This is a genomic window from Streptomyces sp. NPDC031445, from assembly GCF_055581365.1.
Genome location: NZ_JBVIJO010000035.1, coordinates 1 through 21,580, shown reverse-complemented (window position 1 = coordinate 21,580; position 21,580 = coordinate 1). Strand labels below are relative to the sequence as shown.

The following is a 21,580-nucleotide window of genomic DNA, read 5'->3' as shown; positions in this document are numbered from 1 at the left end:
AACTCACCCCGGAGCCGTTCCACCTCCCCCAGCCTCATATCGGAGAAGATGCCCACCACCAGGAAAGATCACACGACGTAACGAAGCACTACTAGAGCGTGCCGGAGGATGAGTCTCCGGCGCCTTTCGGTACAGAGATCGGGGATCAAGTGGGGAAGAAGCTCTGGAGAGCTGTCGTGGCCGGTGGCGCGGTCGCTGTGTTCACCGGCATGGCCGCGGTTCCGGCCGGCGCGGCCGAAGGCGGGGTCTCGTTCACCCGCGTCCAGGTGAACGGCGGCAAGCCGATCGTGATCGGCGTGTCGAATGAGGTCGCGGTACCCGCCTCCTTCCGGATGGCGACCACCCACAAGTGGAAGTGGCCGGCGGTGTTCCTGTACCGCGGCGACACGGGTGATCGACTGTGGCACGCCATCGAGACGAGCGACTGCGTCAAGGTGAGTTCGGGCGTCTGCGACTTCAACGAGACGATGTACTTCGACCCGAGCGTGTGGGACATGCACAACAGCGAGGCCGGAGCCTGGAAGGTCGCGGCCGAGGTGTACTTCCAGGGCGGCGGCGGTGACACTGATGACGAGGGCCTCACGGTCTACGTCAAGCGCAACTCCCGCCTGACCGTGAACGCCGCACCCGAGCCGGTCACCAAGGGCAGGACCATCACCGTGACCGGAAAGGTCACGCGAGCCAACTGGGAGACCAAGAAGTACGTCTCCTACGGAGGCCGCCTGGTGAGCCTGCAGTTCAAGCCCACCGGGGCCACCTCCTACACCACGGTGAAGAAGGTGTACGCGAACGGCTCGGGTGATCTCAAGACGACCGTGAAGGCGTCCAAGACGGGCACGTGGCGCTGGGCGTACTACGGCAACACCACCACCGGGCCGTCGACTTCGGCCGGGGACAACGTCGTAGTGAAGTGATGTCCCTGGGCTGCTTCTCACGCCCGCAGTCACTGAAGACGTCACCCTCGCGTGGCGGCAGGACGGTCCGCATCACGAACGACAACAGGCGGGCGGGCCGATCCGACACCCGCGCGTGACGCCTGGGACGGGGTCCCGGCCGCTGGTCGGGGCCTTTGCCGTGAACGTGTCGGTGCCGCCGTGCCCGGCCGCCGAGCAGCCCACTCCCGGTCTCAGGCCGCTGCCTGGGAAACAGGATGCTTCGACGGGCATCGGTCGGGTAGCGTGCGGACTATGTCGAGTCCTGAGTCAGACAGGCGGGGGCTTTCGGTCACGCCGTCAGCCCCATGAACCACTGAGCTCGTAGCCCTGTCGTCGCGCCGCTTTCCGTGGCGGGACGAGTGTGCGCTCGGGGCTGGCCGCGGTGACGAGATGACCTTCTCGTGCCTCTCCTCGCCTCGGAGCCACTCGATGCCTCTCCCGCTGTACCTGCTTGCCCTGGCGGTCTTCGCCATGGGCACCTCGGAGTTCATGCTCGCCGGCCTCTTGCCGGACATCGCCTCGGATTTCGACGTCACCGTCGGGACGGCAGGCGTGCTCACCTCGGCCTTCGCGATCGGAATGATCGTCGGCGCCCCCCTGGTGGCCGCGCTTGCCCGCAACTGGCCCAGGCGCCCGGTCCTTCTGGGGTTCGTCCTCGTTTTCGCGGCAGCTCACGCCTTGGGCGCCGTCACCGCGAGCTTCCGCATCATGTTCGCCACCCGAGTCGTCGCCGCGCTTGCGAACGCGGGGTTCCTCGCCGTCGCTCTGACGGCTGCGGCCACGCTGGTCTCACCCGACAGGAAGGGACGCGCGCTGGCCGTCCTGCTGTCGGGCACGACAGCGGCCGCCATCGTGGGTGTCCCTGGCGGGTCGGTGCTCGGCACGGCTCTCGGCTGGCGGGCCGCCTTCTGGGCAGTCGCCGCTCTCTGCCTGCCTGCCGCTCTCGGCATCCTGAAAGGCGTCCTCGCGGGACGTGACGAGGACGAGGCAGCCGGGAGGCCGGCGTTGCGAGCGGAGCTCGCCCAGCTCGGCCGGCCGCGGTTGCTCCTGGTGATGCTGCTCGGCGCTGGTGAACGCGGCAACCTTCGGCAGCCTCACCTTCCTTGCCCCCGTGGTGACCGACAGCGCCGGGCTGGACGAGTGGTGGATCTCTGTCGCCCTGATGCTCTTCGGCGCCGGTTCCTTCGTGGGCGTCACCGTCGCCGGACGGCTGTCGGACCGAAGTCCCGGCCCGGTCATCGCGGTCGCCGGTCCGTTGCTGCTCATCGGCTGGCCGGCTCTGGCGGTGCTGGCCAACGAGCCGGCCGCCCTGTACACCCTCGTGTTCGTGCAGGGTGCGCTGTCGTTCGCGCTGGGCAGCACGCTGATCACAGGGGTCCTCTACGAAGCCGCGGGAGCCCCCACGATGGCCGGCTCGTATGCGACGGCGGCGCTGAACGTGGGCGCCGCCGTCGGCCCCGTCGTCGCCGCAGCCACGCTCGGCACCAAAGCCGGGGTCCTCGGACCGCTCTGGGCCAGCGGGTTCCTCGTCGCGGTCGCGCTGCTCCTCGCATTCCCCCTCCTCACCGTCATCACGGCCGGCCGGAGCACCGGGGCGCCGCGGTGACACATGCGAACGCGCCCTTGGCATCGAGGGACGCCGGCGGCTTGTGGAGCGCCGCCGCCGCACCCGTCCGATCGCGCACGTCGCCGCCGAGGCCGGTGTCTCCCGCGCCTGTCGGTCCAAGTGGAAGAACCGGTACGACACAGGCGGGGTCCACGGACGAGGCTCCGAGCAGGCCAGGGCCGCACAGCGCGCGAAAGACCGGTTTGGCAAGGGCGGGTACGTCTACCTGCACTCTGCCGTCGACGGATTTCCCCGCCTTGCCTCTACCGAGCCCCTTGCCGACGAAAAGGCCGCCACCACCCTGGCGTTGGTCAGCCGGGCCCACGCGTTCTTCGCCGCCCACGGCATCCACCGGATCGTGCGTGTGGTCACCGAGAACGGCGCGAACTGCCGCGCCGCGGTCTTCGAACGCGCCGTCTCCTCCAGTCTCACGCCTCCACGTGAGTGTCACCAGCGTCATGGCCGGCGACGACTGGCGGACCCGCAGATGCTGTGGGGCCGGCGGACGGTAGGGCCGCAGCGCGGTCAGGTGCGCGAACCGCGCCCCCGGCGCCGCAGTTCCTTCCAGCGCTGTCGCGCATGCTTGTCCTGGGCCCGGCGGGTGCGCTGGTACGCGCGGATCAGCACGGCGTGGGCCCGTGGCACCACCTCGGGCAGGGCCTGCCGCGCCAGGTTGTACAAGTCGCGGGAAGCCGGGGCGCTGGGGGCGGGGCGGGACCCGGGATCCAGCTTGCGCAGACCCTCGGCGATCCAGGGGTCCACCCGCTCGGGACGGGCGAGCATCCTGGCGCCGCGCACGGCGTCGTAGCCGTGTGCCGACGGGTGGCTCGCGACGTACCGTTGCAGGATCTCGCCCGCCGCGGGGAAGTCCTCGCAGGCTCGGCAGAGCACGGCCGCCAGGTGCTCGGACCGGCGTGCGTTCAGTCCCGGCCGTAGCTGGTCGAGCAGTTCCGGCTCGGCGCGCAGCCGTGTCGTCAGGAACCAGTGGGTGAAGGTCTCCGGTCCGATCCAGGGTTCCGCCATGCGAGTGGCCGGGTGCGTCCCGCCGTGCAGCGCGAGCGCCCACGTCACCCAGGCGTACGCCGCGGACCGGATCCGTTCCTCCTCCAGCCCCGCGAACTCGGGGAGCCGTTCGAGGGCGTGTGCGGCGGTGACGTACTCCCGATGACCGATCAACAGCAGGGCCAGCATGACGCGTTCGGGCAGGCCAGGGTGGTCGAGCAGCCGGGGCAGTGCGGGAACGCCCGGTCCGGTGAACGACGCGGCGCTGCGCCGCCAGCGCCGGCGCTCCCGTGCGAAGAGGACACCGGCGACTTCCTCGAAGCGCCGGGGGACCGCGGGCGCCGGCTCACCGGTCAGCGCGGTGACGAGGGCCTGGGCGTGCAGTTCGAGGGGGGTCTGGAGGGGAGGCCGCTCGGACCGGACGGGGACGGTGCCCAGGGAGGAACCGGCGTGAGCCGCCTCGGCGTCGTCCGCCGGCTCGGCGCCCGCGGTGTCCGGGAGGGCCGCGGTGAAGGCGGCCCATGCCTCCGCGTGGCGCTCGGCCAGGACGGCCTGGTCGAGCACCGGTGGCGCGAGCTTCATGACGGGCGCGTCGGCCAGGAGGCGGAGCACGTCGGGGTCGCCTCCGGAGTAGTCCAGTTCCTCGCCGACCACGGCACGGAAGCGTTCGGCGTGCCGGACGACGAACAGCAGGCGCACCGGCGTCGTCGTGTCGTGCCGACGCGCACCGAACTCCAGCAGCAGCGGGACGACGTCCGCGCGGACCAGCGAGTGCAGATGGCTGTCGACGTCGGAGCGCAGGTCGGCATCGTCCACCACGACCAGCGCGGGCCTGGCCCGGTCGCGTAACGCCGGGAACAGTTGCCCGGGGCCGCGCAGCAACCGCCCGGCGGTCCACGAATCGCCGAGCGCCCGCACGAGTTCCAGCGCCAGCCGTGATCTGCCGACACCGTGATCACCGGCGAGCAGCATGATCGGGTGCGGATCGGTCTCGTCCTCGCACCAGTGCCGCAGCCGGGCCAGCTCGTCGGCCCGGTCGCGGAAGGGTACGGGGCTGTGCAGCGGCGACAGCAGCCGGAAGACACTGGGGTCCGCACCCGCCTCGGCCGGGTGCGGGACTGGGTTCTCCAGTATCTCCCGGTAGGCGTGGAAGCGCTCGACCCGCCGGATGCGCCGTTCGATCGCGTGAGCTCCGGCGGCTGCCGCTCCCCCTGCACCGATCAGGGCGGTGGCCTGCCACCACGGCCCCTCCCACGCACGGGGCACGGCCATCCGTACGCAGAGCGCGAGCCACCCGAGGAGGACGCAGGCCCCGCCGCCCCAGTGGAGCACGTCCGCCGATCTCCGCAGCCCTTTCCCGGGCTCCCTGTCGTCCCAGCCACCGCGCTCCGCACCCCGGCGACCCTCCGTGCCCAAGCCCACGGCATCCCTCCCCGCCCGTGCCTGCCCAAATCCTCATGATCACCCGGTACGTTCGGTACGGCAACGTCCCGTCGGCGAGGGAGCGTCGCTGTGGGCGATTCCGTCTGAAACCGGCCCGCGCTCCTGGCCGATCGGGGTCCAGGCCGGGGAGGCCGACGTCGCGCTCCGCACCACCGCCGCCGTCGGCGCGGTCGTCCCCGGGTGCCCCGAGGTGGAGTGGGAGCGCTGTGCACGACGGGGGGGGCCGACGCTCCGCGCTCGTCGCGCCGGCGAAGCAGACCGCCCTGGCCTGACCCTCACCGCTGTCCGCGATGCCGCCTCTCGCAGTCCGGGGTGGCGCGGCGGGCCGGCCCTGTTCGTGGTCGTCCGGCTCCGAGAGCATGGCCGGCTGGCGGCGGACGGCTTCGACGGTGGGCTTCCCCGTGAGCGGCACCGCCGGCGTGGCAGCTGCCGCACACGGAGCGGTCGCCGGTCCTCTTCCAGGCATCCCGCGCTCCGGTCTCCGGCCGGCGGTGGTCGGAGAACAGGGGAGAACGGACCCGCTTCGCGGTGGAACCGGTGGGCGGGACACGCTGCGGTGATGTGTGCCCGCAGGCGCCGGAAGCGTCGGACTCGCCGGCGCGTCGCCGGCCTGGCCCACGCGGCACGTGGTCGGGCGCGGCTGCCGCCGAGCGGCGCCGACCACGTCACCAGCCTCTCCGGACAGCGGCCCCAGGCCGTGTCCCGGTGACCGGGGTCATCGACCACGAGCAGGAAGAGGACCTCTGCGAAGGGTTCCGTCCGCCCGGGGGCTCGCACCCGGATTGCAGGCGGCCGACAGGGTGCCCAGGCTGGAAGGAGCGAGGCCGGAAAGTGGTCGCCGGCCGGCGAACGGCCGGCCACCGTGCCGGTGTGACGTCCCGGCGTACGGCAGCGACGACACGTCTCGAGGTGGCACATGACATCAGCGACGACGAGCGACGCGGCGGAGGAGTTCCGCCGGCTGAGCGACGACGATCCGGAACTGCAGGCCCACGGCACGTACTACTCGTGCAGCTTCCTGCTGGACATGGACCCCCACCGGTTCCTCGTGCGGATGCACAAGGGAAAGGTGGACGAACTGATCACCGACCCCGAGCCATTGGCGGCCTACGACTTCGCGATCCGCGCGGACGCGGAGACATGGCAGGGCTTCTGCCGGGAGACGCCTCCGCCGATGTGCCACGGCATCTGGGCGGCCACGTTCCGGCGGGGCATGCGCCTGGAGGGCGACCTGCTCGTGCTCATGCAGAACCTGCGCTGCGTGACCCGGCAGCTGGAGCTGCTGCGCGTCACGGGCCCTCTCGGGCCGGCGGAGGAGGCCGGGTCCGCCCCATCCCCTCGTCAGACATAGGAGCTCCCCATGGTCAGCGGCAGGATCTCCCCGGTCACCGGTCACTACGTCACCATCGACGTGGAGGACGCGCAGTACAGGGTGTTCTACCTGGAGAACGGGCAGGGCACGCCTTTGGTGTGCCAGCACACAGCGGGCTGCCACAACCACCAGTGGCGGGGCCTCCTCGAGGACGAGGAGATCACCGGCCGCTACCGGGTGATCGCCTACGACCTCGCCCGGCACGGCAAGTCGGACCCGCCGTGGAACCAGGAGTGGTGGAAGGAGGAGTACCGGCTCACCGCGGACCACTTCACGTCCTTCATCGTCGCCTTCTGCGACGCCCTCGAACTGCAGGACCCGATCTTCATGGGGTCGTCGTTCGGGGGGAACGTGGCCCTGCAACTCGCCCTGCGGCACCCGGACCGGTTCAAAGCGGTGATCCCCGTCGAGGGTGCGGACTACTCACCCGGCTTCTACCTCGACTGGTGGCAGCATCCCCACGCCAACGCCGCCCAGGTGTGCGCCAGCGGCGTGTGGGACCTCATGGCACCACAGTCCCCGGAACAGGACCGCTGGGCGACCTGGTTCTACTACACCCAGGGATCGGAGGCGTTCAAGGGCGACCTGTACTTCTACTCGGTCGACCACGATCTGAGGGACCGGCTGGACGACATCGACGGCGACCGGTGTCCCGTGATCATGCTGACCGGCGAGTACGACTACCTCACCACCCCCGAGGACGGGCGGCGGACCGCGGAGGCCATCCGCGGAGCGGAGTTCATCGAGATGAAGGAGATCGGCCACTTCCCGATGAGCGAGAACTACCCGCGCTTCGCCCAGTACCTGGGGCAGGCCCTGGAGCGGATCGAGAAGCGGACCGGCTCCTGATCGGGGTGCCCTGGAATACGGCAGGGTCTGCTCTCTTCGACGGGGCGGGGCGGGCGTCGGGACGGTGCTCAGAGTTCCGGCTTCGTCGAGCGGGGTCAGGGGTGGCGGGCATGGCCGGGGAACGTCGGTGAAGCCGCCGAAACGGTAATGATCGGGGCCGGGGCCGACGGCGGCGTCGTAGCAGCAGAGGCCGCTCATCGGTCCCCGGCCGGCTGGGCCGCGATCTGGCTGTGGGCCGCCGCCCAGGTGTTCCGCCGTGCCGGGCCGGGCCCGGTCGGCTTCCACGAGCGCGCACGCCGGCGCGTACAGGTACCCGACACACGCAGAGGCGCGGTCTCCGAGTGCGCGCCGGGCTACGCGAACAGCACGCGTCTGTGCACGATCAGCCAGGTGCCCAGGGCCATGGCGCCCCGAGCGTGCGCTGCAGCGAGGGCCCGGGGCTCTACACCAGTGCGCCCGCCCACGCGGGCTGGTTCGACAAGGTCACAGGGCGCGACGGCTGAACCGGGACGCCCCTACCACGGCGGCCCGGTGCCGATTCGGAGCCGTATCAACCCGCTTGTGACGGGCTGGGGCCCCACCGGCGCTGCCACGCCTTCGAAGAGATCGCCTGGCGACAGGGCGGCAAGGGCACGGTGACCTCGTGTTTCGTCGCGCCCAGAAGGGGACGACTGCCGCCTCGTGTGCTCAGTCGATGCAGAACTCGTTGCCCTCGATGTCCAGCATCGGGATGCACGAGTCATTGCCGTCGTACAGCGTTTGCACGTGTACCGCGCCGAGCGGAATCAGTCGCGCGCATTCGGCCTCAAGTGCGGCGAGGCGTTCCGCACCGACGAGTCCGGTGCCGACCCTCACGTCGAGATGCACCCGGTTCTTGGCGGTCTTCCCTTCGGGGACGCGCTGGAAGTACAGCCGTGGGCCCACACCTGAGGGGTCGACGCAAGCGAACCAAGCACCGCGCTGTTCCGGTGGCTGCGCACGCTGGTACTCGTCCCACGTGGCGAACCCCTCGGGTGGCGGCGGTATGACGTACCCCAGCACTTCGCACCAGAAACGAGCGAGCCGCTCGGGTTCTGCGCAGTCGAAGGTGACCTGGAACTTCCTGATCGCTGACATCGGGTGCACCGTACCAACAGGACCCGGGGCTCTGCCGGTGATTTCCGCAGCGGAAACCACCCGCAGCTCCGTCGGGTCCTGGGCCACCTTGGACAGCAGACGAGCCAGGACCAGCGCCGCCGGCCCGCGCCGGCGGACCCCATTGCGCGAGCCCTCCATCACGCCTCACTGTTCGCGGGCCGGTGCGCGGGCCGTGCCGTCGGCGGAGGCAGCGGGACATCCGGTGTCCTGGGCCAGGCGTACGGCGAGCGGGGCGTGCTCCCCCTCGGGCAGGCGTTGTGCCAGCCACAGGATCAGTTGGTGCGGTCGGCGAAACCCTCGGGCAGACCCTCCGGACCCACCGCGACGACACCCTCGTCATCCTCGCCGACGTACTCGAAGAGGGTGATGCGGGCGAACTCAGGGACGACGTAGATCGGGTAGGTGGGGCCGGCGTCCCGGTAGGCGCGCATGTCGTCCAGGTGCTCGTTCTGGAAGAGCACCGTCTTGCTGCCGTCCTGTTCGATCCACTGGGGGAAGAAGATGGTGCCGTGCAGGACCCGCCGACGGGGCAGCACATTGACGACGACCGAGGTGCCGGTCGGCTCGTTCCACGACACCTTGTACACGTCGTCGGCGAGCTGCACCAGATCGACCTCCTGGTCCTTCACCCAGCGGCCGCCGACCATGCCCGAGTGGATGCGGTAGTCGATGGTCGTCGCGTTCTTCACGTACATCTCGTACTGCCAGCCGTTGGCGTACGTGTAGATGAATCGGTGCCCGACGATGCCGGACAGGTCCTGCGACGGGACGGGGTTCTCGACGGTGGTCGGAGTGGCGTGGTCGACAGTCATCGGTGGTGCTCCTTGCAGTGCTTCAGGTGGAGGGCGTCCGGCATGCGGTACTGACCGATCCCAACAACCCTGAAACTATTTTGCTACAAAAATGTATGCGGTGCAAAACCGTACGGTCACAGGTCACAATGACGGCATGCGCGACACAGACGGAGCAGTGGCCGGGAAGCACGGCGCAGGTGCGCCCAGGGTGCCGGGATCAGCCCGGGTGGCTGTCGCACTGGGCGGGCTGCTGGGTCCGCTGCGACGCGCCGTGCTGCGCGCCACCCGGAACGCCGAGGGGCTGCCCGATCTGCCGGAGGCACAGATCGAGCTGCTACGGGCGCTGTCCTCGTCACCCGAAGGCCTCAGCCCCGGCGCGGTGGCAGAACGGTTGCGAGTGGCTCCCTCCACCGTGAGCAACCTCGTCCGGACGATGTCCGGCGCACGGCTGGTGGAACGAGTCCGCCCCGAACACGACCAGCGAACCGTGGTACTCACCGCGTCGCAGGAAGCCCTGAACCTGCTGGAGCGCTACGACCGGGCCAGTACCGCGGCACTCACCCAGGTCGTCGACGAACTGCCCGACTCGGACCGGGCGGCCCTGGACCAGGCGCTGCCCGCCCTCGGCCGGCTGGTCACCGCGCTGCAAGCCGTTCACGGCACCGGCAGCGGCAGCGGCATGCCGACATCGTGACTGCCCCGCCGGCCGCGCCGGCACCAGGGTCCGAGTGGAGAGCCGGTACCGGTCGGTCGCCGCTCAGGACGATCGCCTCGTCACTCGCCTCGATGTGCAGGCCGGCGAGCACCGCCATCCCCGGCTCGTACGCGGTCGCGGTCAGAACCTGCTCGACCGCATCCGACAGCACGGGACCCTTCAGCGTGGCAATCAGCGGACCAGGCACGTTGCCGCCGAGCGCGGACTGGACGACCGCCGCCTTCCGCCGCGCCGCCGCCGCATCCCCTTCGATCTTGGCGCTCTAGGCCGGTCAGGTCTCCTCGACAGTCCGCCCCGGCACCGGTTCGGAGAGCGCGGCCGGCCACGCGGGCGCGCGCCGCGATCGTCTCTCGGCCTCGATGCCACCTCGTCCGCAAGCGTGTTCCTCCCTCCCCTCGCATGGTGTGCGCCCGGCTCGAAGGTCCGTATCCGAGCGCCTCACGGCAGTTTCCCGGGCCATGGGGCGACGCGAGGAGAGCGCTGGGTCGGTGGGGGCGTCGGATCGGGCGTCCCGGAACCTCGACAGGAGGCGGCGGCTTGGCACAGAACCGGACGGTCCCGGGCATGGCGGGGACCGATCACGAGCAGCTGCGGGCATTCGATGAACCCGGGGCTGCGTCGGCAGGGCAGTCCGCCTTGCGCGAGCACTTCTTCGACCGGCCCGCCCTCGAGGTGGCTCCCGAACTGTTGGGGGCTCTCGTGGTCTCGCGCTCGCAGGGCGACGTGACGGCGGTGCGTATCACCGAGGTGGAGGCGTACGAGGGGCCGGACGATCCGGCCTCGCACGCGTTCCGGGGCCCGAACCGGACCAACCGAGCGGAGTTCGGGGCCCCGGGGACCTTCTACGTGTACCGGACGCACGCGGTGCACCGGTGCCTGAACGCCGTCTGCGGACCCGGGCGGCGTCCCGCTTCGGTGCTGCTCCGCGCCGGGACCGTCGTGGAGGGAGCAGACGTCGCGCGAGAACGCCGGGGGCCCGGGGTGCGGGCGCGTGATCTGGCGCGCGGCCCGGCCAACCTCGCCCGTGCCTTGGGCATCGCCGATCTGCGTCATGACGGGCAGTCGGCATGCGACGGGGCGGCGGAGTTGTTCCTCGCGGAGCCCGCCGGGGGCGTCCCCTCCGCGCGGGTCGGCCGAGGGCCGCGGACGGGGGTGGGCGGTCCTGCTGCTTCGTACCCCTGGCGCTTCTGGGTGCTGGGCGAGCCGAGCGTCAGCGCCTATCGGGCGCACCCGGGGTCCCGCCCACGGAGGCGGGCGGAGGGCTGACCCCTCCGCCCGCCCGGCGCACCACGCGTGCCGGTGCCGCTCCCCGGAGGGGGCGGCACCCCAAGGTGCTTCGGCATCGCCCCAGTACCGGCACCGGGGTCGGCGACGAGCCCGCGGCGAAGACCGGATGTGCGCCTTCGCTGTCCTTATCCGCGGCCAAGCACACCCGGCGCCCGCGAGTTGAACAGCTCAGGAAATGTCCGTGGGCCGGGCCGGCTTGCCACCTTTCCTCCTGACACGGCGTCCGGGGGTACGGCGGCGGCCCGACCGAACAGAAGGCGATCAGTGATGACTGCGATCAGTCCCCTTCCCGAACCGGATCCGCGCAGATGGCGGGCGCTCGGGATCATCTGCCTCGTACAGGTGATGCTGCTCCTCGATGTGACCGTGGTCAATGTCGCGCTGCCCCCCATCCAGCACGATCTCGGCCTCACGACCACGGGCCTGGCCTGGGTCGTCAACGGCTATACCGTCACCTACGGCGGGCTGCTGATGCTCGGCGGGCGCCTGGGTGATCTGCTCGGCCGCAGACGCCTCTTCCTGACCGGCTTGGCGATCTTCGCGGCTTCGTCGGCGAGCGCCGGAGTGGCCCAGCAAGCCGGTGTACTGATCGCCGGCCGCTTCGTACAGGGCGTCGGTGCGGCACTCGTCAGCCCGGCGGCGCTGTCCCTGGTGACGCTGCTGTTCACACAGCGGCAGGAAAGGGCCCGGGCCATGGCCATCTGGAGCGGCCTGGCCGGAGTCGGCGTGGCCCTGGGCGTCGTGCTCTCGGGCGTCCTGACCACCATCGCCTCCTGGCGCTGGATCTTCTTCATCAACCTGCCCATCGCCGCGTTCGCCTTTCTCGCCACCTTCAAGCTCGTCTCCGAGAGCCGGGCCACCAAGCGCGGTCGGCCCGACGTCCTCGGCGCCGTGGCGGTCACCCTCGGTCTGCTCCTGGTCGTGTTCGGCCTCCTGGAGAAGGACAGCCACGCATGGCTCTCGTTCTCCGTCCTGGGCTGCGTCGGGATCGGTGTGCTCTGCCTGATCGGTTTCGTGCTGGTGGAGACCCGCGTGGCCCAGCCTCTGGTGCCCCTCTCGTTCCTGCGCTCACGTAACCGGAGCATCGCCAACGTCGTCCGCATCTGCTACTACGTCGGCTTCGCCACCCTCTTCTTCTCACTGAGCCTGTATGTCCAGCGCATACTGCGCTTTTCCGCGCTGGCGACCGGACTCGCCTTCGTACCGTTCGGGTTGGTCATTCTGTTCAGCGCCACCGTGATGGCGCCCCGCCTCCTTCCCCGTTTCGGTCTGCGAGCCCTGAACGGAGGAGGGCTTGCGGTCACCACGGTCGGCTACCTCCTTCTCGCCAGGCTGAGCAGCCACGGCAGCTACGTGGCCGACGTACTGCCCGGACTGATCCTCGTGCCGCTGGGAGGCGGCCTCGTCCTCGTCGGATCCACCGTCGCCGGAGTGGACGGCGCCACCGGTGAGGACGCGGGCATCGCCACCAGCATGAACAACGCGTCCATGCAGATCGGCAGTGCCATCGGTCTGGCTGCCCTGGTCTCACTGGGCACCGGCCACGCCGCCGCGCTGCGGCGTGCGGGCGCCGACCAGGTGACCGCCGCCGCGCACGGCTACGCCTTCAGCTTCGCCGTCGCCGCCTGCGTCACGGCCTTGGGCGCGCTCCTCGGCTTCCTCGGGATCCACTCGACGCCGGCCGAGACCCCGACGGTGCGGGCCGACGACGCCCATCAGCGCGTGGTCTGACGTGCCGCCGGCGGCGAGAGCGGGATCTCTCGAACTCCGCTCCGTCATAGCCATCCCCCGGCTCGACCGCCCGGCGGGCGGGTCCGCACCAGAACACGCCGGGCGCGCACGAGCCGTACCGCTCACCTCACACGCACAGGCAGGACGACAGGCATGACCGCGAACGACCATCCCGACTACTTCAAGCCACGACTCGTCGTCATCCCGTGCGGCAGCCGCAAACTGGGCTTGCCCGCGCGCGCGGCGGACATGTACGTAGGCTCCTACCACCGGGCATGCCGCAAGGCGGCCGACGCGCTCCACCCCGACCTGCTGCTCATTCTCTCCGCACGCCACGGGCTCCTCGACCTCGACGACGTCATCGAGCCGTACGACACACCTCATGGCGCGGCCGACGCGGTGACGAGCCAGGTCCTTCTGGAACAGGCAACCGAGCGTGACATCGTGGACCTCGACCCCGTGGTGGCCCTCGGCGGGGCACGGCACATCGGCCTCGTGCGCTCCGTCTGGCCGCACGTCCGCACGCCGTTGGCCGGAGCACGCGGCATGGGTCAGCAAATGGCCCGGCTCGCGGCATTGCGCGAGGGACGCGGACTGCCTCTGATGTGACGCTTCGCGCGGCGGCCCCGGGGCCTGGCCGGCATGGGCCGGGGCGCATGGCACTACGGGGACCGGGGAAACCGGGAGGGGCATCCGCGGCGGGGCCCCTGAGCGGTGTCACAGCGGTCGGTGGCCGCGCGGGACGTCAGGGCAGGGTCAGGACGCGGGGGCCCTGGTCGGTGATGGCGACGGTGTGCTCGAAGTGGGCGGCCCTGCTGCCGTCGACGGTGCGCAGGGTCCAGCCGTCGGCATCGGTGCGGTAGGTGTTCCGCCCGCCGGCCATGAGCATGGGTTCGATGGCGAGGACCAGGCCGTGGCGGAGGGGGAAGCCCCGGCCGGGGCGGCCGCGGTTGGGGACGTGAGGATCTTCGTGCATCTGGCGGCCGATGCCGTGGCCGCCGAAGTCGGCGGGCATGCCGCAGCCCGCCCCGCGGGCGACGGTGTCGATGGCGTGGGAGATGTCGCCGATGCGGCCGCCCGCCCGCGCGGCGGCGATGCCGGCGTCGAGGGCCTGCCGGGTGGCGTCGATCAGTTCGAGGTCGCCGGGGCGGGGCGTTCCCACGGTGAAGCTGATGGCGGCGTCGCCCGTCCAGCCGTCGAGTCGGGCGCCGCAGTCGACGCTCACCAGGTCGCCGTCGCGCAGCCGGTAGCCGGTGGGGATGCCGTGCGACACGGCGTCGTTGACGGACGTGCAGATCACGGCCGGGAAGGCGACCGGGGCGAAGGACGGCCGGTACCCGAGGAACGGGGAGTCGGCTCCGGCCTCGGCCAGAACCGACCGGGCCGCTTCGTCCAGTTCCCGCAGGGACACCCCCACGCCGGCCGCCTCCCGGACGGCGGCCAGGGCGCGGGCCACCACACGCCCGGCTTCCCGCATCGCGTCCAGTGCGGCATCGGTCTTGATCTCCACCATGTGTTCGTCTCCACGGAGCACGTCGAACCAATACTTATACCGGTATTAGTATCACGGTCCTGGACGGCTCCTCACCGCCGTGCCGGGGCGCCCTCAGATGTGGAGTTCGGGGGGAAACCCCGTCCAGCGCAGTTCGACGGGCAGGTGCCGCATGTCGTTGGAGACGAGGACGGAGGCGGCTCGGCCGGGCGCGTAGCGGATCACGGTGAGTGCGGCGTTGCCGTGGTTGAGCCCGAGCCAGCGCCACTTCGGCGCGTACATGGCGTCCCGGACGAGCCAGGCGACGAGGAAGTTGTGGGTGACGACCAGTTCGTGCCGGTCCTGCGCGCCGTCCGCCGGCCCGGTGAACAGGTCCAGCGCCCGGCGGGCGAGCGCGGGGCCCTGCTCGCGCTCCTCCTCGCTGGCGGCCGCGAAAAAGCGGAGGTAGAAGTCCGCCGAGCCGGCCGGGAGTTCGTCGCGTTCCGGTATGTAGGGCACGTAGTCACCGGCGACCTCCGAGACGCACAGGGGGGCGTTCCCGAGGTGGTCGCCGATCAGCTGTGCGGTCTGTTCCGCCCGGGCGAGCGGGCCGTGGTGAACCGTGGTGAAGGGGATGTCCCGCAGGCGTCGGCCGAGCAGTGCGGCCTGCCGCCGGCCGGCCGGTGTCAGTCCGCTCTCGTCGGACGTCGCCTCGCCGTGCCGGACGAGATAGAGGTAACGGGTGGCCGTGCCGCTCATATCGGGCTCCTCTGCGTCCCCAGCGTCTCCTGCGTGCACTGGTGCTCTTGTGCATCAGTGGACGCCGCCTCGGCGAGCGCCAGTTCCCCCCACCCCCTGGCCCCGCGGGCGGGGGTGCACCGAATCCGCCGGTCACCGGGGCAGCGGGGCGCCGGGCTCGCCCTGTCCGGCGGGCGGTCGCCGAGGTGTCCTCGAACGTCCGGACCGGTCAGTTCAGCAGGGCGGCCGTGAACGTCTCGCGGTGATCCGCCAGCCAGGTCCGCAGCCGGTCCCAGCGTTCCCAGCCACCTCGCTCGGCCAGCGCCCGCAGGTAGACGGGGTCGCCGTCGGCCACGCGCCGGGCGACGAAGGCCCGGCAGACCTCCGTGGCCTGCTCGACGACGCCGGGCAACTCGGCGCGCTCCTCACGCGGGAGACCGTAGCCGTCGGCGAGGATGCGCAGCCGTGCGGGCGCGTCCAGCCCCGGTGGGTGGGCGGCGGCTGCCGATGCGGGATCGAGCATGGGCACCCAGTAGCGGGCGGTCATGGCGATGTCCCACAGGGGCCGGCCCGGGGCCGCCAGGTCGAAATCGATCAGGGCGGCGGCACGGCCGCCACGGAAGACGACGTTGTCCGGGCAGACGTCGTTGTGGCACAGCACCGTTCCCCCCTCCGGATCGGCCAGGTCCCGTGGCCACTCGGCACGGGTGTCCACCGCTACGGCCGCGCCGGCCTCGTGCAGGCGCCGCAGCAGGCTTCCCACCGACGCGAGGGCGGCGTTCGTCATCGCCCAGTCCGGGTACGGCGGCAGGGCCACGTCGCCGGGGATGAACGTCAGCCGCTCACGGCCGTCCGCGGTGAGACCGACCGGGGTCGGCGCCGCGTCGAAGCCGTGCTCCTTCAGCGCGACGAGACAGGCATGCAGGGCGCGCGCGTGGCGCGGGGCCGGGCGCTCGACCCACGCGCCCCGGCGGAAGACCGCCCCGGCGTTCGCCATCCCGCCGGCCAGTGCCTGTTTCTCAGCCGTCACGACGATCAGGCTATCGCCAGGGCAACCCGACGCAGGCGGCCTCCGGGCTCCGTGCTCAGGTCTCCAAGCTCCAAGCTCAAGCGCGATCTGCTCGCGCGGGCGGGCGCGTCGGCGAAGCACGGCACCGCTGCCGAAGCGTGACCACACGGACGCCGACGCGCTCGCCCGCACAACCGCGTACCGGAGCGCGCCTGCCGGGGCGCGAACAGGCACGGTGGTGGAGCGATGATTTCCCGTCGGCTCCGGAGTCGTACACAGGACACCACCCGAGCGGAAGGCCGCCGATGAACACGCTGCGAGACACCCTGCACCGGTATGTGGACGAGGGGAAGGTGCCGGGCGCCGTCGGCCTGGTCGCCCGCGGGGACGACGTGGAGGTGGTGACCGCGGGCTCGCTGGACACCGGCGGGACGGCGCCGATGGCGCGGGACTCGCTGTTCCGGATCGCGTCCCTCACCAAGCCCGTCACCGCGGCGGCGGTGCTGATGCTCGTGGAGGAGGGGCGGCTCGCCCTGGACGCCCCGGTCGAGCGGTGGCTGCCGGAGCTGGCGGAGCCGGACGTGGTGCGCGCCCCCGACGCCCCGGTCGACGACGTCGTCCCGGCCGCCCGCCCGATCACGGTCGAGGACCTGCTCAGCTCGCGCACCGGCTGGGGCTTCCCCGACGACTTCTCCCTCCCGGCGGTGCGGTCCCTGTTCACGGTGCAGAAGGACGGCCGCGCCCTCCAGGACTGGCCGGACCCGGACACCTGGCTGGGCCTCCTCGCGCGGGTGCCGATGCTGCACCACCCGGGGGAAGCCTGGCTGTACGGCACCTCCTCCGACCTCCAGGGCATCCTGGTCGCCCGCGCGTCGGGCCGCCCGCTCCCCGACTTCCTCGCGGAACGCGTCTTCGAGCCGCTGGGCATGCAGGACACGGCCTTCGAGGTCCCGGAGGCGAAGCGGCACCGCTTCACCTCGTCGTACAGCCCGTCCCCGGACGGAACCCTGGAACCGGCGGACACCCCCGACGGGCTGTGGAGCCGCCTGCCGCGCTTCCACTCGGGCGGCGGGGGCCTCGTCTCCACGGCCGACGACTGGCTGGCCTTCGCCCGCATGCTGCTGCACGGAGGCGAGGGCAACGGCCGGCGCCTGCTGACCCGCACCTCGGTCAGCCGCATGACCACCAACCACCTCACCACGGAGCAGCGCGCCCGAGCCAGGCTGTTCCTGGAGGGCCAGGGCTGGGGCTACGGCGGCCAGGTCGACGTCACCCCGGCCGACCCCTGGAACGTCCCCGGCCGCTACGGCTGGGTGGGCGGCACGGGCACGACGGCACACATCGTCCCGGCCACGGGCACGGTCGCGATCCTGCTCACGCAGGTGGCGATGGAGAACCCGACGCCGACGCCGCTGATGCGGGACTTCTGGAGGAGCGTGGCCGGACGGGCGTCCGTGCCCGGGTGCTGACCGTGCGCCCGACACGCCGTCGTGATCAACGTACAGCCCCCTGGGGGGCTTGCCGCAAGCCCCGGGGGATGCCGCAGAATCGTCGGCCGTGGCCGGAACCCAGGCCACGTTCCGGGGGATCGGGGGGTGCGTGACGTGCGGCTTGCCGTCGACGAGAGAGCTCACCCGGCGTGCGTCGCCCGACGCGCGTCGCCCGGCATACGTCACCCGGCACCGTCACCCGGCCCACGAGGACACGCATGCGCAAGCTCACCTACTTCGTCGCCGGCACCATCGACGGGTTCATCGCGGCCCCCGACGGCGACGCCGACTTCTTCTCCCCCTACCTCACCGAGGACTACCTCCCGCACCTCACGGTCGACTTCCCGGAGACCCTGCCCACTCCGGCGCGCGCGGCCTTCGGCGTCGCGGACGCCCCCAACACGCACTTCGACACCGTCGTCATGGGCCGCGGCACCTACCAGCCGGGGCTGGCCGTGGGGCTCACCAGCCCTTACGCCCATCTGCGGCAGATCGTCCTCTCCCGCTCGCTGGAGGTGAGCCCCGACCCGTCCGTCGAGGTCACCGCCGAGGACCCGATCGCGCTGGTCCGCCGGCTCAAGCAGGAGCACGGCCTGGGCGTCTGGCTCTGCGGCGGTGCCGACCTGGCGGGTCAACTCCTCCCAGAGATCGATGAGTTGATTCTGAAGCAGTACCCGGTCGTGGCCGGATCCGGCGTTCCCCTCTTCCGCGCCGAGTTCTCCCCGCGCGGTTTCAAGCTCTCCGGCAGTCGCGTGTTCGACAACGGGACCGTCGTCCTCACCTACACGAAGGCATCCGCCCAGGAGGCCACGAGCACGGCCGGGAAACTCACGTGACGCGTCGCGCCCGACCGTCGATGATCACGGCGTGGCCATGATGAACGTCGACGCGGCGGAGCGCGGCACGTCCCCCCGGTTCTCGCTCACCGCGTCGGCCGGACGTGGCTTCGGCGCGATCCCGCCGACGGCGCTGGTGATGCTCGGCATCGTCAGCGTGCAGGTGGGCTCGGCACTGGCCAAGCACCTGTTCAGCGCGGTGGGCAGCTTCGGCACCGTCGCGTTACGGCTGTTCTTCGCCGCGGCGGTACTGGTGGCGGTGTGGCGGCCGTCGCCGCGTATGCGCCGTCGCGCCTGGGCGGTCGTGCTCGGCTACGGCGTGGTCCTCGGCCTGATGAACCTGTGCTTCTACCTGTCCCTGGCGCGGATTCCGCTGGGGATCGCGGTGACCACGGAGTTCCTCGGGCCGCTGGTGGTGGCGCTGGCCGGGTCGCGGCGATGGCTGGACGCGTTCTGGGCCCTGCTCGCGGCAGGCGGTGTGGTCCTGCTGATGGAGGGACGCGGCGACCTCGACCCCGTCGGCTTCCTGTTCGCCCTCGCCGCGGGAACGTGCTGGGGCCTGTACATCCTGCTCGGCGCCGCACTGGGCCGCCACACCACGGAGGGCAACGGCCTGGCGCTGGGCATGGCCGTCGCGGCGCTGGTGGCCGTGCCGTTCGGCGTGGCCGACAGCGGTACGGCGCTGATCCAGCCGTGGATCCTGCTCGCCGGGCTCGGCGTCGCATTGTTGTCGTCGGTGATCCCGTACTCGCTGGATCTGGAAGCACTGCGCAGGATCCCCCCGCGCGTGTTCGGCATCCTGATGAGTCTCGAACCGGCGATGGCGGCGCTCGTCGGCCTGGTCGTGCTGCGCGAGTCGCTGCACTGGTCGCAGTGGCTGGCGGTGCTGTGCGTGGTGGCCGCGTCGGCGGGCGCCACCCGCGGCACCCGCGGCACCCGCCCGGACGCCTAGGCGGTTCCGCCAGGGGCGACGACGCCGTGCCGTCCGGGGGTGACGGCCGCCCGCATACGACGCAGCCAGCCCCGCACACCGTGCGGTACCGGCCTCGCACCACGGCCGGGCGGCGGATGCGCCCCTCACCGGTTGATTCCCCCGGCCCCCCTCGCGGGCCGCGCCCGCGCGAACCGCGGCCCGGACATATCGCGTTGTGACTCCGAGCCGGGCTGCGAGAGCATCCGGGCATGGACAAGCCTGCCGAAACGCTCACCTCCGACCGGGTCGTACTGCGCCGGTGGCGGACGACCGATCTCGATGCCCTGAGCCGGGCCATCTCCGAGTCCCTGGACCACCTCGTGCTCTGGATGCCCTGGGCGGCCGACCCCGGCCGGCAGCAGACCGCCGGCTTCCTGGCCCGCTCCCACGAGGAGTGGGAGACCGGGCAGGCCTTCGGCTACGCGATCACCGTGGACGGCGTGGTGACCGGCAGTTGCGGTCTGCACCGGCGCATCGGTGCCGGCGGGTTCGACATCGGCTACTGGCTCCACCGCGACTGGACGGGACAGGGGCTCGCCACGATGGCTGCCGGGGCGCTCGTCCGCCAGGGCCTACAGCTGGCCGGCGTCGACCGCATCGAGATCCACCACGACGCCGCCAACCCGGCCAGCGGGGCCGTGGCCGCCCGCCTGGGTTTCACCGAGGCCGGACGCGTACGGGCGCCCGAGGGGCCCGCCGCTCCCGGCGAGACGGGACTCCACGTCATCTGGCGGATGACCCGGGACCAGTGGAGGGCGCGCACGTCCGAGGGTGCTCGCCGGACGGGCTGAGCCGGGACGTCGGCCGGGGCACCGGCACACCGGCCGTCACCGCGCCTGACGGGATTCCGCCGTCCGGGGCGCGTGTCCGTCGTACGGCCGACGCGCCCGTACACCCGTTCGGCGGTGTCGCGCGGGTGCGGTCCGGTGCCGCGCGGCGGGCGCGGTCCGGCCCGTCGTGAGGCGGTTCCCGTGCCGCCGCGGCCGGTGCGCGGGGCCGGTCCCGGGGACCTCGTCTGGGTGCGGGGCCGCCCTGTCGCCCATACGGTCGAAGGCACGGACCAGCAGGCCCCGGAGGCCGCCTGGCGGTCGACGGAGGCCCGTTCGCTGCGGGAGGGCACTGCGAAGGCCGCCGGGCCAGTCAGGGAGACAGGCATGTTTCGAGCCAAGCGCAGGCCCCCGACCACCGCCGGAGAGCAGGCGGCGGTGACGCGGTGCGACGGAGCACACGGTTCCCCGGAGGGCGGCTCCCCCGCACCTCTCCGCCCCACGGAGCGGCCGGTTCCGGCACAGGAGCCGCAAGAGCCTCTAGAGCCGCAGGAGTCTCAGGAGTCTCAGGAGTCCGGCGTCGCCGAGCGCGCCGGGCCCGCGTCGGCGTCCCCCGCTCCCGGACCCCGGACGATCCGGATGCGCATATCCGAGGGGGACCCCTGGTCGGTGATGGTGACGAGCTTCCTGCTCCTCGCGGGGGTCGGCATCCTGGCGCTCGCCACCACGGTCGTCCTCTGGATCCTGATGGAGGCCATGGCCCCGGACGTCCTGCCGGACCTGGGCACCGTCCTGGCCATCGGGATCGGCGTCGTCACCGTGGAGGTCCTCCTGGGCACGGGCCTGGCGACGCTGGGCACCTTCCTCTACAACCTGTCGTCCCTGTACAGCGGGGGCGTCGAGGTGTCCGTGACCGACGATCTGGACCTGCCACCGGCCGCCGCGCAGGTCCTGCCGGCCCTGACGGCAGCCCGGACCCGTGTGCGCCGCTTCCTGCGCGGGCGCACCCTCCGGCCGCGGTCGTGGTCACGGTGACGTGCGCCAGGCCGGACGTCTGCCGACCCGCGTAGGACGGCAGGCGCGTGCGTCCCGGGGTCCTCAACGGCTGATCAGCGGCTGATCAGCCGCTGATCCGGACCGCGACCGCCTCCACCCCACGGCCGCCGACGACGACGCCGGGCGGTGCGGAGGCACACCGTGCACTTAGCGTCACAGAGCTGTGCACGGACAAGTCATTCGGGGCGAACCGGCGTCATAACGTCGTGTGACCAGGCCCGTCGAGTCCGAGGACATCCCCTTGACACCCGTGCAACACTCCGCAACGCCCACCCAGTTCGGGATCTTTTCGGTCGGTGATGTCACGCCGGACCCCACCACGGGCCGTACGCCGACCGAGCGCGAGCGGATCAAGGCCATGGTCGCCAT

Annotated in this window: 18 protein-coding genes and 6 pseudogenes; 17 read left to right on the top strand and 7 right to left on the bottom strand. The window is 71.7% G+C overall.

All coding sequences use genetic code 11. From position 1 onward, the window contains the following. The first annotated feature begins 149 nt into the window (after nucleotides 1–149). The 4 genes and pseudogenes from ACZ5DC_RS40200 to ACZ5DC_RS40185 all read left to right on the top strand — a co-directional run. Entirely contained in the window at nucleotides 150–914 is a 765-nt protein-coding gene (locus ACZ5DC_RS40200) for a hypothetical protein (protein WP_468661373.1), read from the top strand. A 450-nt stretch (nucleotides 915–1,364) separates the two neighbouring features. Beyond that, nucleotides 1,365–2,541, top strand: a pseudogene (locus ACZ5DC_RS40195) (Cmx/CmrA family chloramphenicol efflux MFS transporter). Nucleotides 2,542–2,563: 22 nt separating this feature from the next. After that, nucleotides 2,564–2,665, top strand: a pseudogene (locus ACZ5DC_RS40190) (IS481 family transposase); the annotation flags it as partial. 12 nt (nucleotides 2,666–2,677) lie between these two features. After that, nucleotides 2,678–2,965 (top strand): annotated as a pseudogene (locus ACZ5DC_RS40185) (IS481 family transposase); the annotation flags it as partial. A 101-nt stretch (nucleotides 2,966–3,066) separates the two neighbouring features. Here ACZ5DC_RS40185 and ACZ5DC_RS40180 read toward each other — a convergent pair. Next, nucleotides 3,067–4,809 (bottom strand): hypothetical protein, encoded by a 1,743-nt coding sequence (locus ACZ5DC_RS40180; protein WP_468661371.1) that lies wholly within the window; start codon nucleotides 4,807–4,809, stop codon nucleotides 3,067–3,069. 1,093 nt (nucleotides 4,810–5,902) lie between these two features. Between ACZ5DC_RS40180 and ACZ5DC_RS40175 the strand changes: the two genes are divergently transcribed. From ACZ5DC_RS40175 to ACZ5DC_RS40165, 3 genes and pseudogenes are all read left to right on the top strand, one after another. Further along, entirely contained in the window at nucleotides 5,903–6,337 is a 435-nt protein-coding gene (locus ACZ5DC_RS40175) for a hypothetical protein (protein ID WP_468661369.1), read from the top strand. 9 nt (nucleotides 6,338–6,346) lie between these two features. Further along, nucleotides 6,347–7,207 carry an alpha/beta fold hydrolase gene (locus ACZ5DC_RS40170; protein WP_014675917.1) on the top strand — a complete coding sequence of 287 codons (861 nt, stop codon included), beginning with the start codon at nucleotides 6,347–6,349 and terminating at the stop codon, nucleotides 7,205–7,207. Nucleotides 7,208–7,507: 300 nt separating this feature from the next. Beyond that, nucleotides 7,508–7,710: pseudogene (locus ACZ5DC_RS40165) on the top strand (serine protease); the annotation flags it as partial. A 184-nt stretch (nucleotides 7,711–7,894) separates the two neighbouring features. On the opposite strand, the gene ACZ5DC_RS40160 reads toward ACZ5DC_RS40165, so the two are convergent. Together ACZ5DC_RS40160 and ACZ5DC_RS40155 are read right to left on the bottom strand one after the other, a co-directional pair. After that, complete coding sequence (locus tag ACZ5DC_RS40160) at nucleotides 7,895–8,323, bottom strand: VOC family protein (RefSeq protein ID WP_366754888.1); 429 nt, start codon at nucleotides 8,321–8,323, stop codon at nucleotides 7,895–7,897. 293 nt (nucleotides 8,324–8,616) lie between these two features. Continuing rightward, nucleotides 8,617–9,156 (bottom strand): phenolic acid decarboxylase, encoded by a 540-nt coding sequence (locus tag ACZ5DC_RS40155; RefSeq protein ID WP_468661366.1) that lies wholly within the window; start codon nucleotides 9,154–9,156, stop codon nucleotides 8,617–8,619. 208 nt (nucleotides 9,157–9,364) lie between these two features. Here ACZ5DC_RS40155 and ACZ5DC_RS40150 point away from each other — a divergent pair, with 208 nt between their 5' ends. After that, complete coding sequence (locus ACZ5DC_RS40150) at nucleotides 9,365–9,832, top strand: MarR family winged helix-turn-helix transcriptional regulator (RefSeq protein WP_468661364.1); 468 nt, start codon at nucleotides 9,365–9,367, stop codon at nucleotides 9,830–9,832. On the opposite strand, the pseudogene ACZ5DC_RS40145 reads toward ACZ5DC_RS40150, so the two are convergent. After that, nucleotides 9,830–10,112 (bottom strand): annotated as a pseudogene (locus ACZ5DC_RS40145) (DNA polymerase III subunit beta family protein); the annotation flags it as partial. The gene ACZ5DC_RS40150 and the pseudogene ACZ5DC_RS40145 sit on opposite strands and share 3 nt — an antisense overlap. Nucleotides 10,113–10,417: 305 nt before the next feature. Here ACZ5DC_RS40145 and ACZ5DC_RS40140 point away from each other — a divergent pair. The 3 genes from ACZ5DC_RS40140 to ACZ5DC_RS40130 all read left to right on the top strand — a co-directional run bounded on the left by ACZ5DC_RS40140 (nucleotide 10,418) and on the right by ACZ5DC_RS40130 (nucleotide 13,480). Further along, nucleotides 10,418–11,119, top strand: coding sequence for a DNA-3-methyladenine glycosylase (locus ACZ5DC_RS40140; RefSeq protein WP_468661362.1), 702 nt, complete (start codon nucleotides 10,418–10,420; stop codon nucleotides 11,117–11,119). Between the two features lie 288 nt (nucleotides 11,120–11,407). After that, entirely contained in the window at nucleotides 11,408–12,871 is a 1,464-nt protein-coding gene (locus ACZ5DC_RS40135) for an MFS transporter (protein WP_468661360.1), read from the top strand. Nucleotides 12,872–13,024: 153 nt separating this feature from the next. Then, nucleotides 13,025–13,480, top strand: a complete 456-nt coding sequence (locus ACZ5DC_RS40130; protein ID WP_468661358.1) for a DUF6884 domain-containing protein — start codon at nucleotides 13,025–13,027, stop codon at nucleotides 13,478–13,480. Between the two features lie 136 nt (nucleotides 13,481–13,616). On the opposite strand, the gene map is transcribed toward ACZ5DC_RS40130, so the two are convergent. From map to ACZ5DC_RS40115, 3 genes are all read right to left on the bottom strand, one after another. Next, nucleotides 13,617–14,384 carry a type I methionyl aminopeptidase gene (gene map, locus ACZ5DC_RS40125; protein ID WP_468661356.1) on the bottom strand — a complete coding sequence of 256 codons (768 nt, stop codon included), beginning with the start codon at nucleotides 14,382–14,384 and terminating at the stop codon, nucleotides 13,617–13,619. Between the two features lie 93 nt (nucleotides 14,385–14,477). Then, on the bottom strand, nucleotides 14,478–15,101 hold the full coding sequence (locus ACZ5DC_RS40120) for a histidine phosphatase family protein (protein ID WP_468661354.1): 624 nt from the start codon (nucleotides 15,099–15,101) through the stop codon (nucleotides 14,478–14,480). 208 nt (nucleotides 15,102–15,309) lie between these two features. After that, nucleotides 15,310–16,077 (bottom strand): phosphotransferase, encoded by a 768-nt coding sequence (locus tag ACZ5DC_RS40115; RefSeq protein ID WP_468661377.1) that lies wholly within the window; start codon nucleotides 16,075–16,077, stop codon nucleotides 15,310–15,312. Between the two features lie 317 nt (nucleotides 16,078–16,394). On the opposite strand from ACZ5DC_RS40115, the gene ACZ5DC_RS40110 reads away from it, so the two are divergent. From ACZ5DC_RS40110 to ACZ5DC_RS40085, 6 genes and pseudogenes are all read left to right on the top strand, one after another. Next, nucleotides 16,395–17,558 (top strand): serine hydrolase domain-containing protein, encoded by a 1,164-nt coding sequence (locus tag ACZ5DC_RS40110; RefSeq protein ID WP_468661352.1) that lies wholly within the window; start codon nucleotides 16,395–16,397, stop codon nucleotides 17,556–17,558. Between the two features lie 239 nt (nucleotides 17,559–17,797). Next, on the top strand, nucleotides 17,798–18,415 hold the full coding sequence (locus tag ACZ5DC_RS40105; RefSeq protein WP_468661350.1) for a dihydrofolate reductase family protein: 618 nt from the start codon (nucleotides 17,798–17,800) through the stop codon (nucleotides 18,413–18,415). Between the two features lie 37 nt (nucleotides 18,416–18,452). Further along, the gene (locus tag ACZ5DC_RS40100) at nucleotides 18,453–19,367 is read left to right on the top strand and encodes an EamA family transporter (protein WP_468661375.1); all 915 of its coding nucleotides are present in this window, start codon (nucleotides 18,453–18,455) and stop codon (nucleotides 19,365–19,367) included. A 230-nt stretch (nucleotides 19,368–19,597) separates the two neighbouring features. Further along, a complete protein-coding gene (locus ACZ5DC_RS40095; RefSeq protein WP_468661348.1) occupies nucleotides 19,598–20,179 on the top strand; it encodes a GNAT family N-acetyltransferase in 582 nt (193 codons plus the stop codon). A gap of 363 nt (nucleotides 20,180–20,542) precedes the next feature. Continuing rightward, on the top strand, nucleotides 20,543–21,190 hold the full coding sequence (locus ACZ5DC_RS40090; protein ID WP_468661346.1) for a DUF3566 domain-containing protein: 648 nt from the start codon (nucleotides 20,543–20,545) through the stop codon (nucleotides 21,188–21,190). Between the two features lie 271 nt (nucleotides 21,191–21,461). Next, nucleotides 21,462–21,580: pseudogene (locus ACZ5DC_RS40085) on the top strand (5,10-methylene tetrahydromethanopterin reductase); the annotation flags it as partial.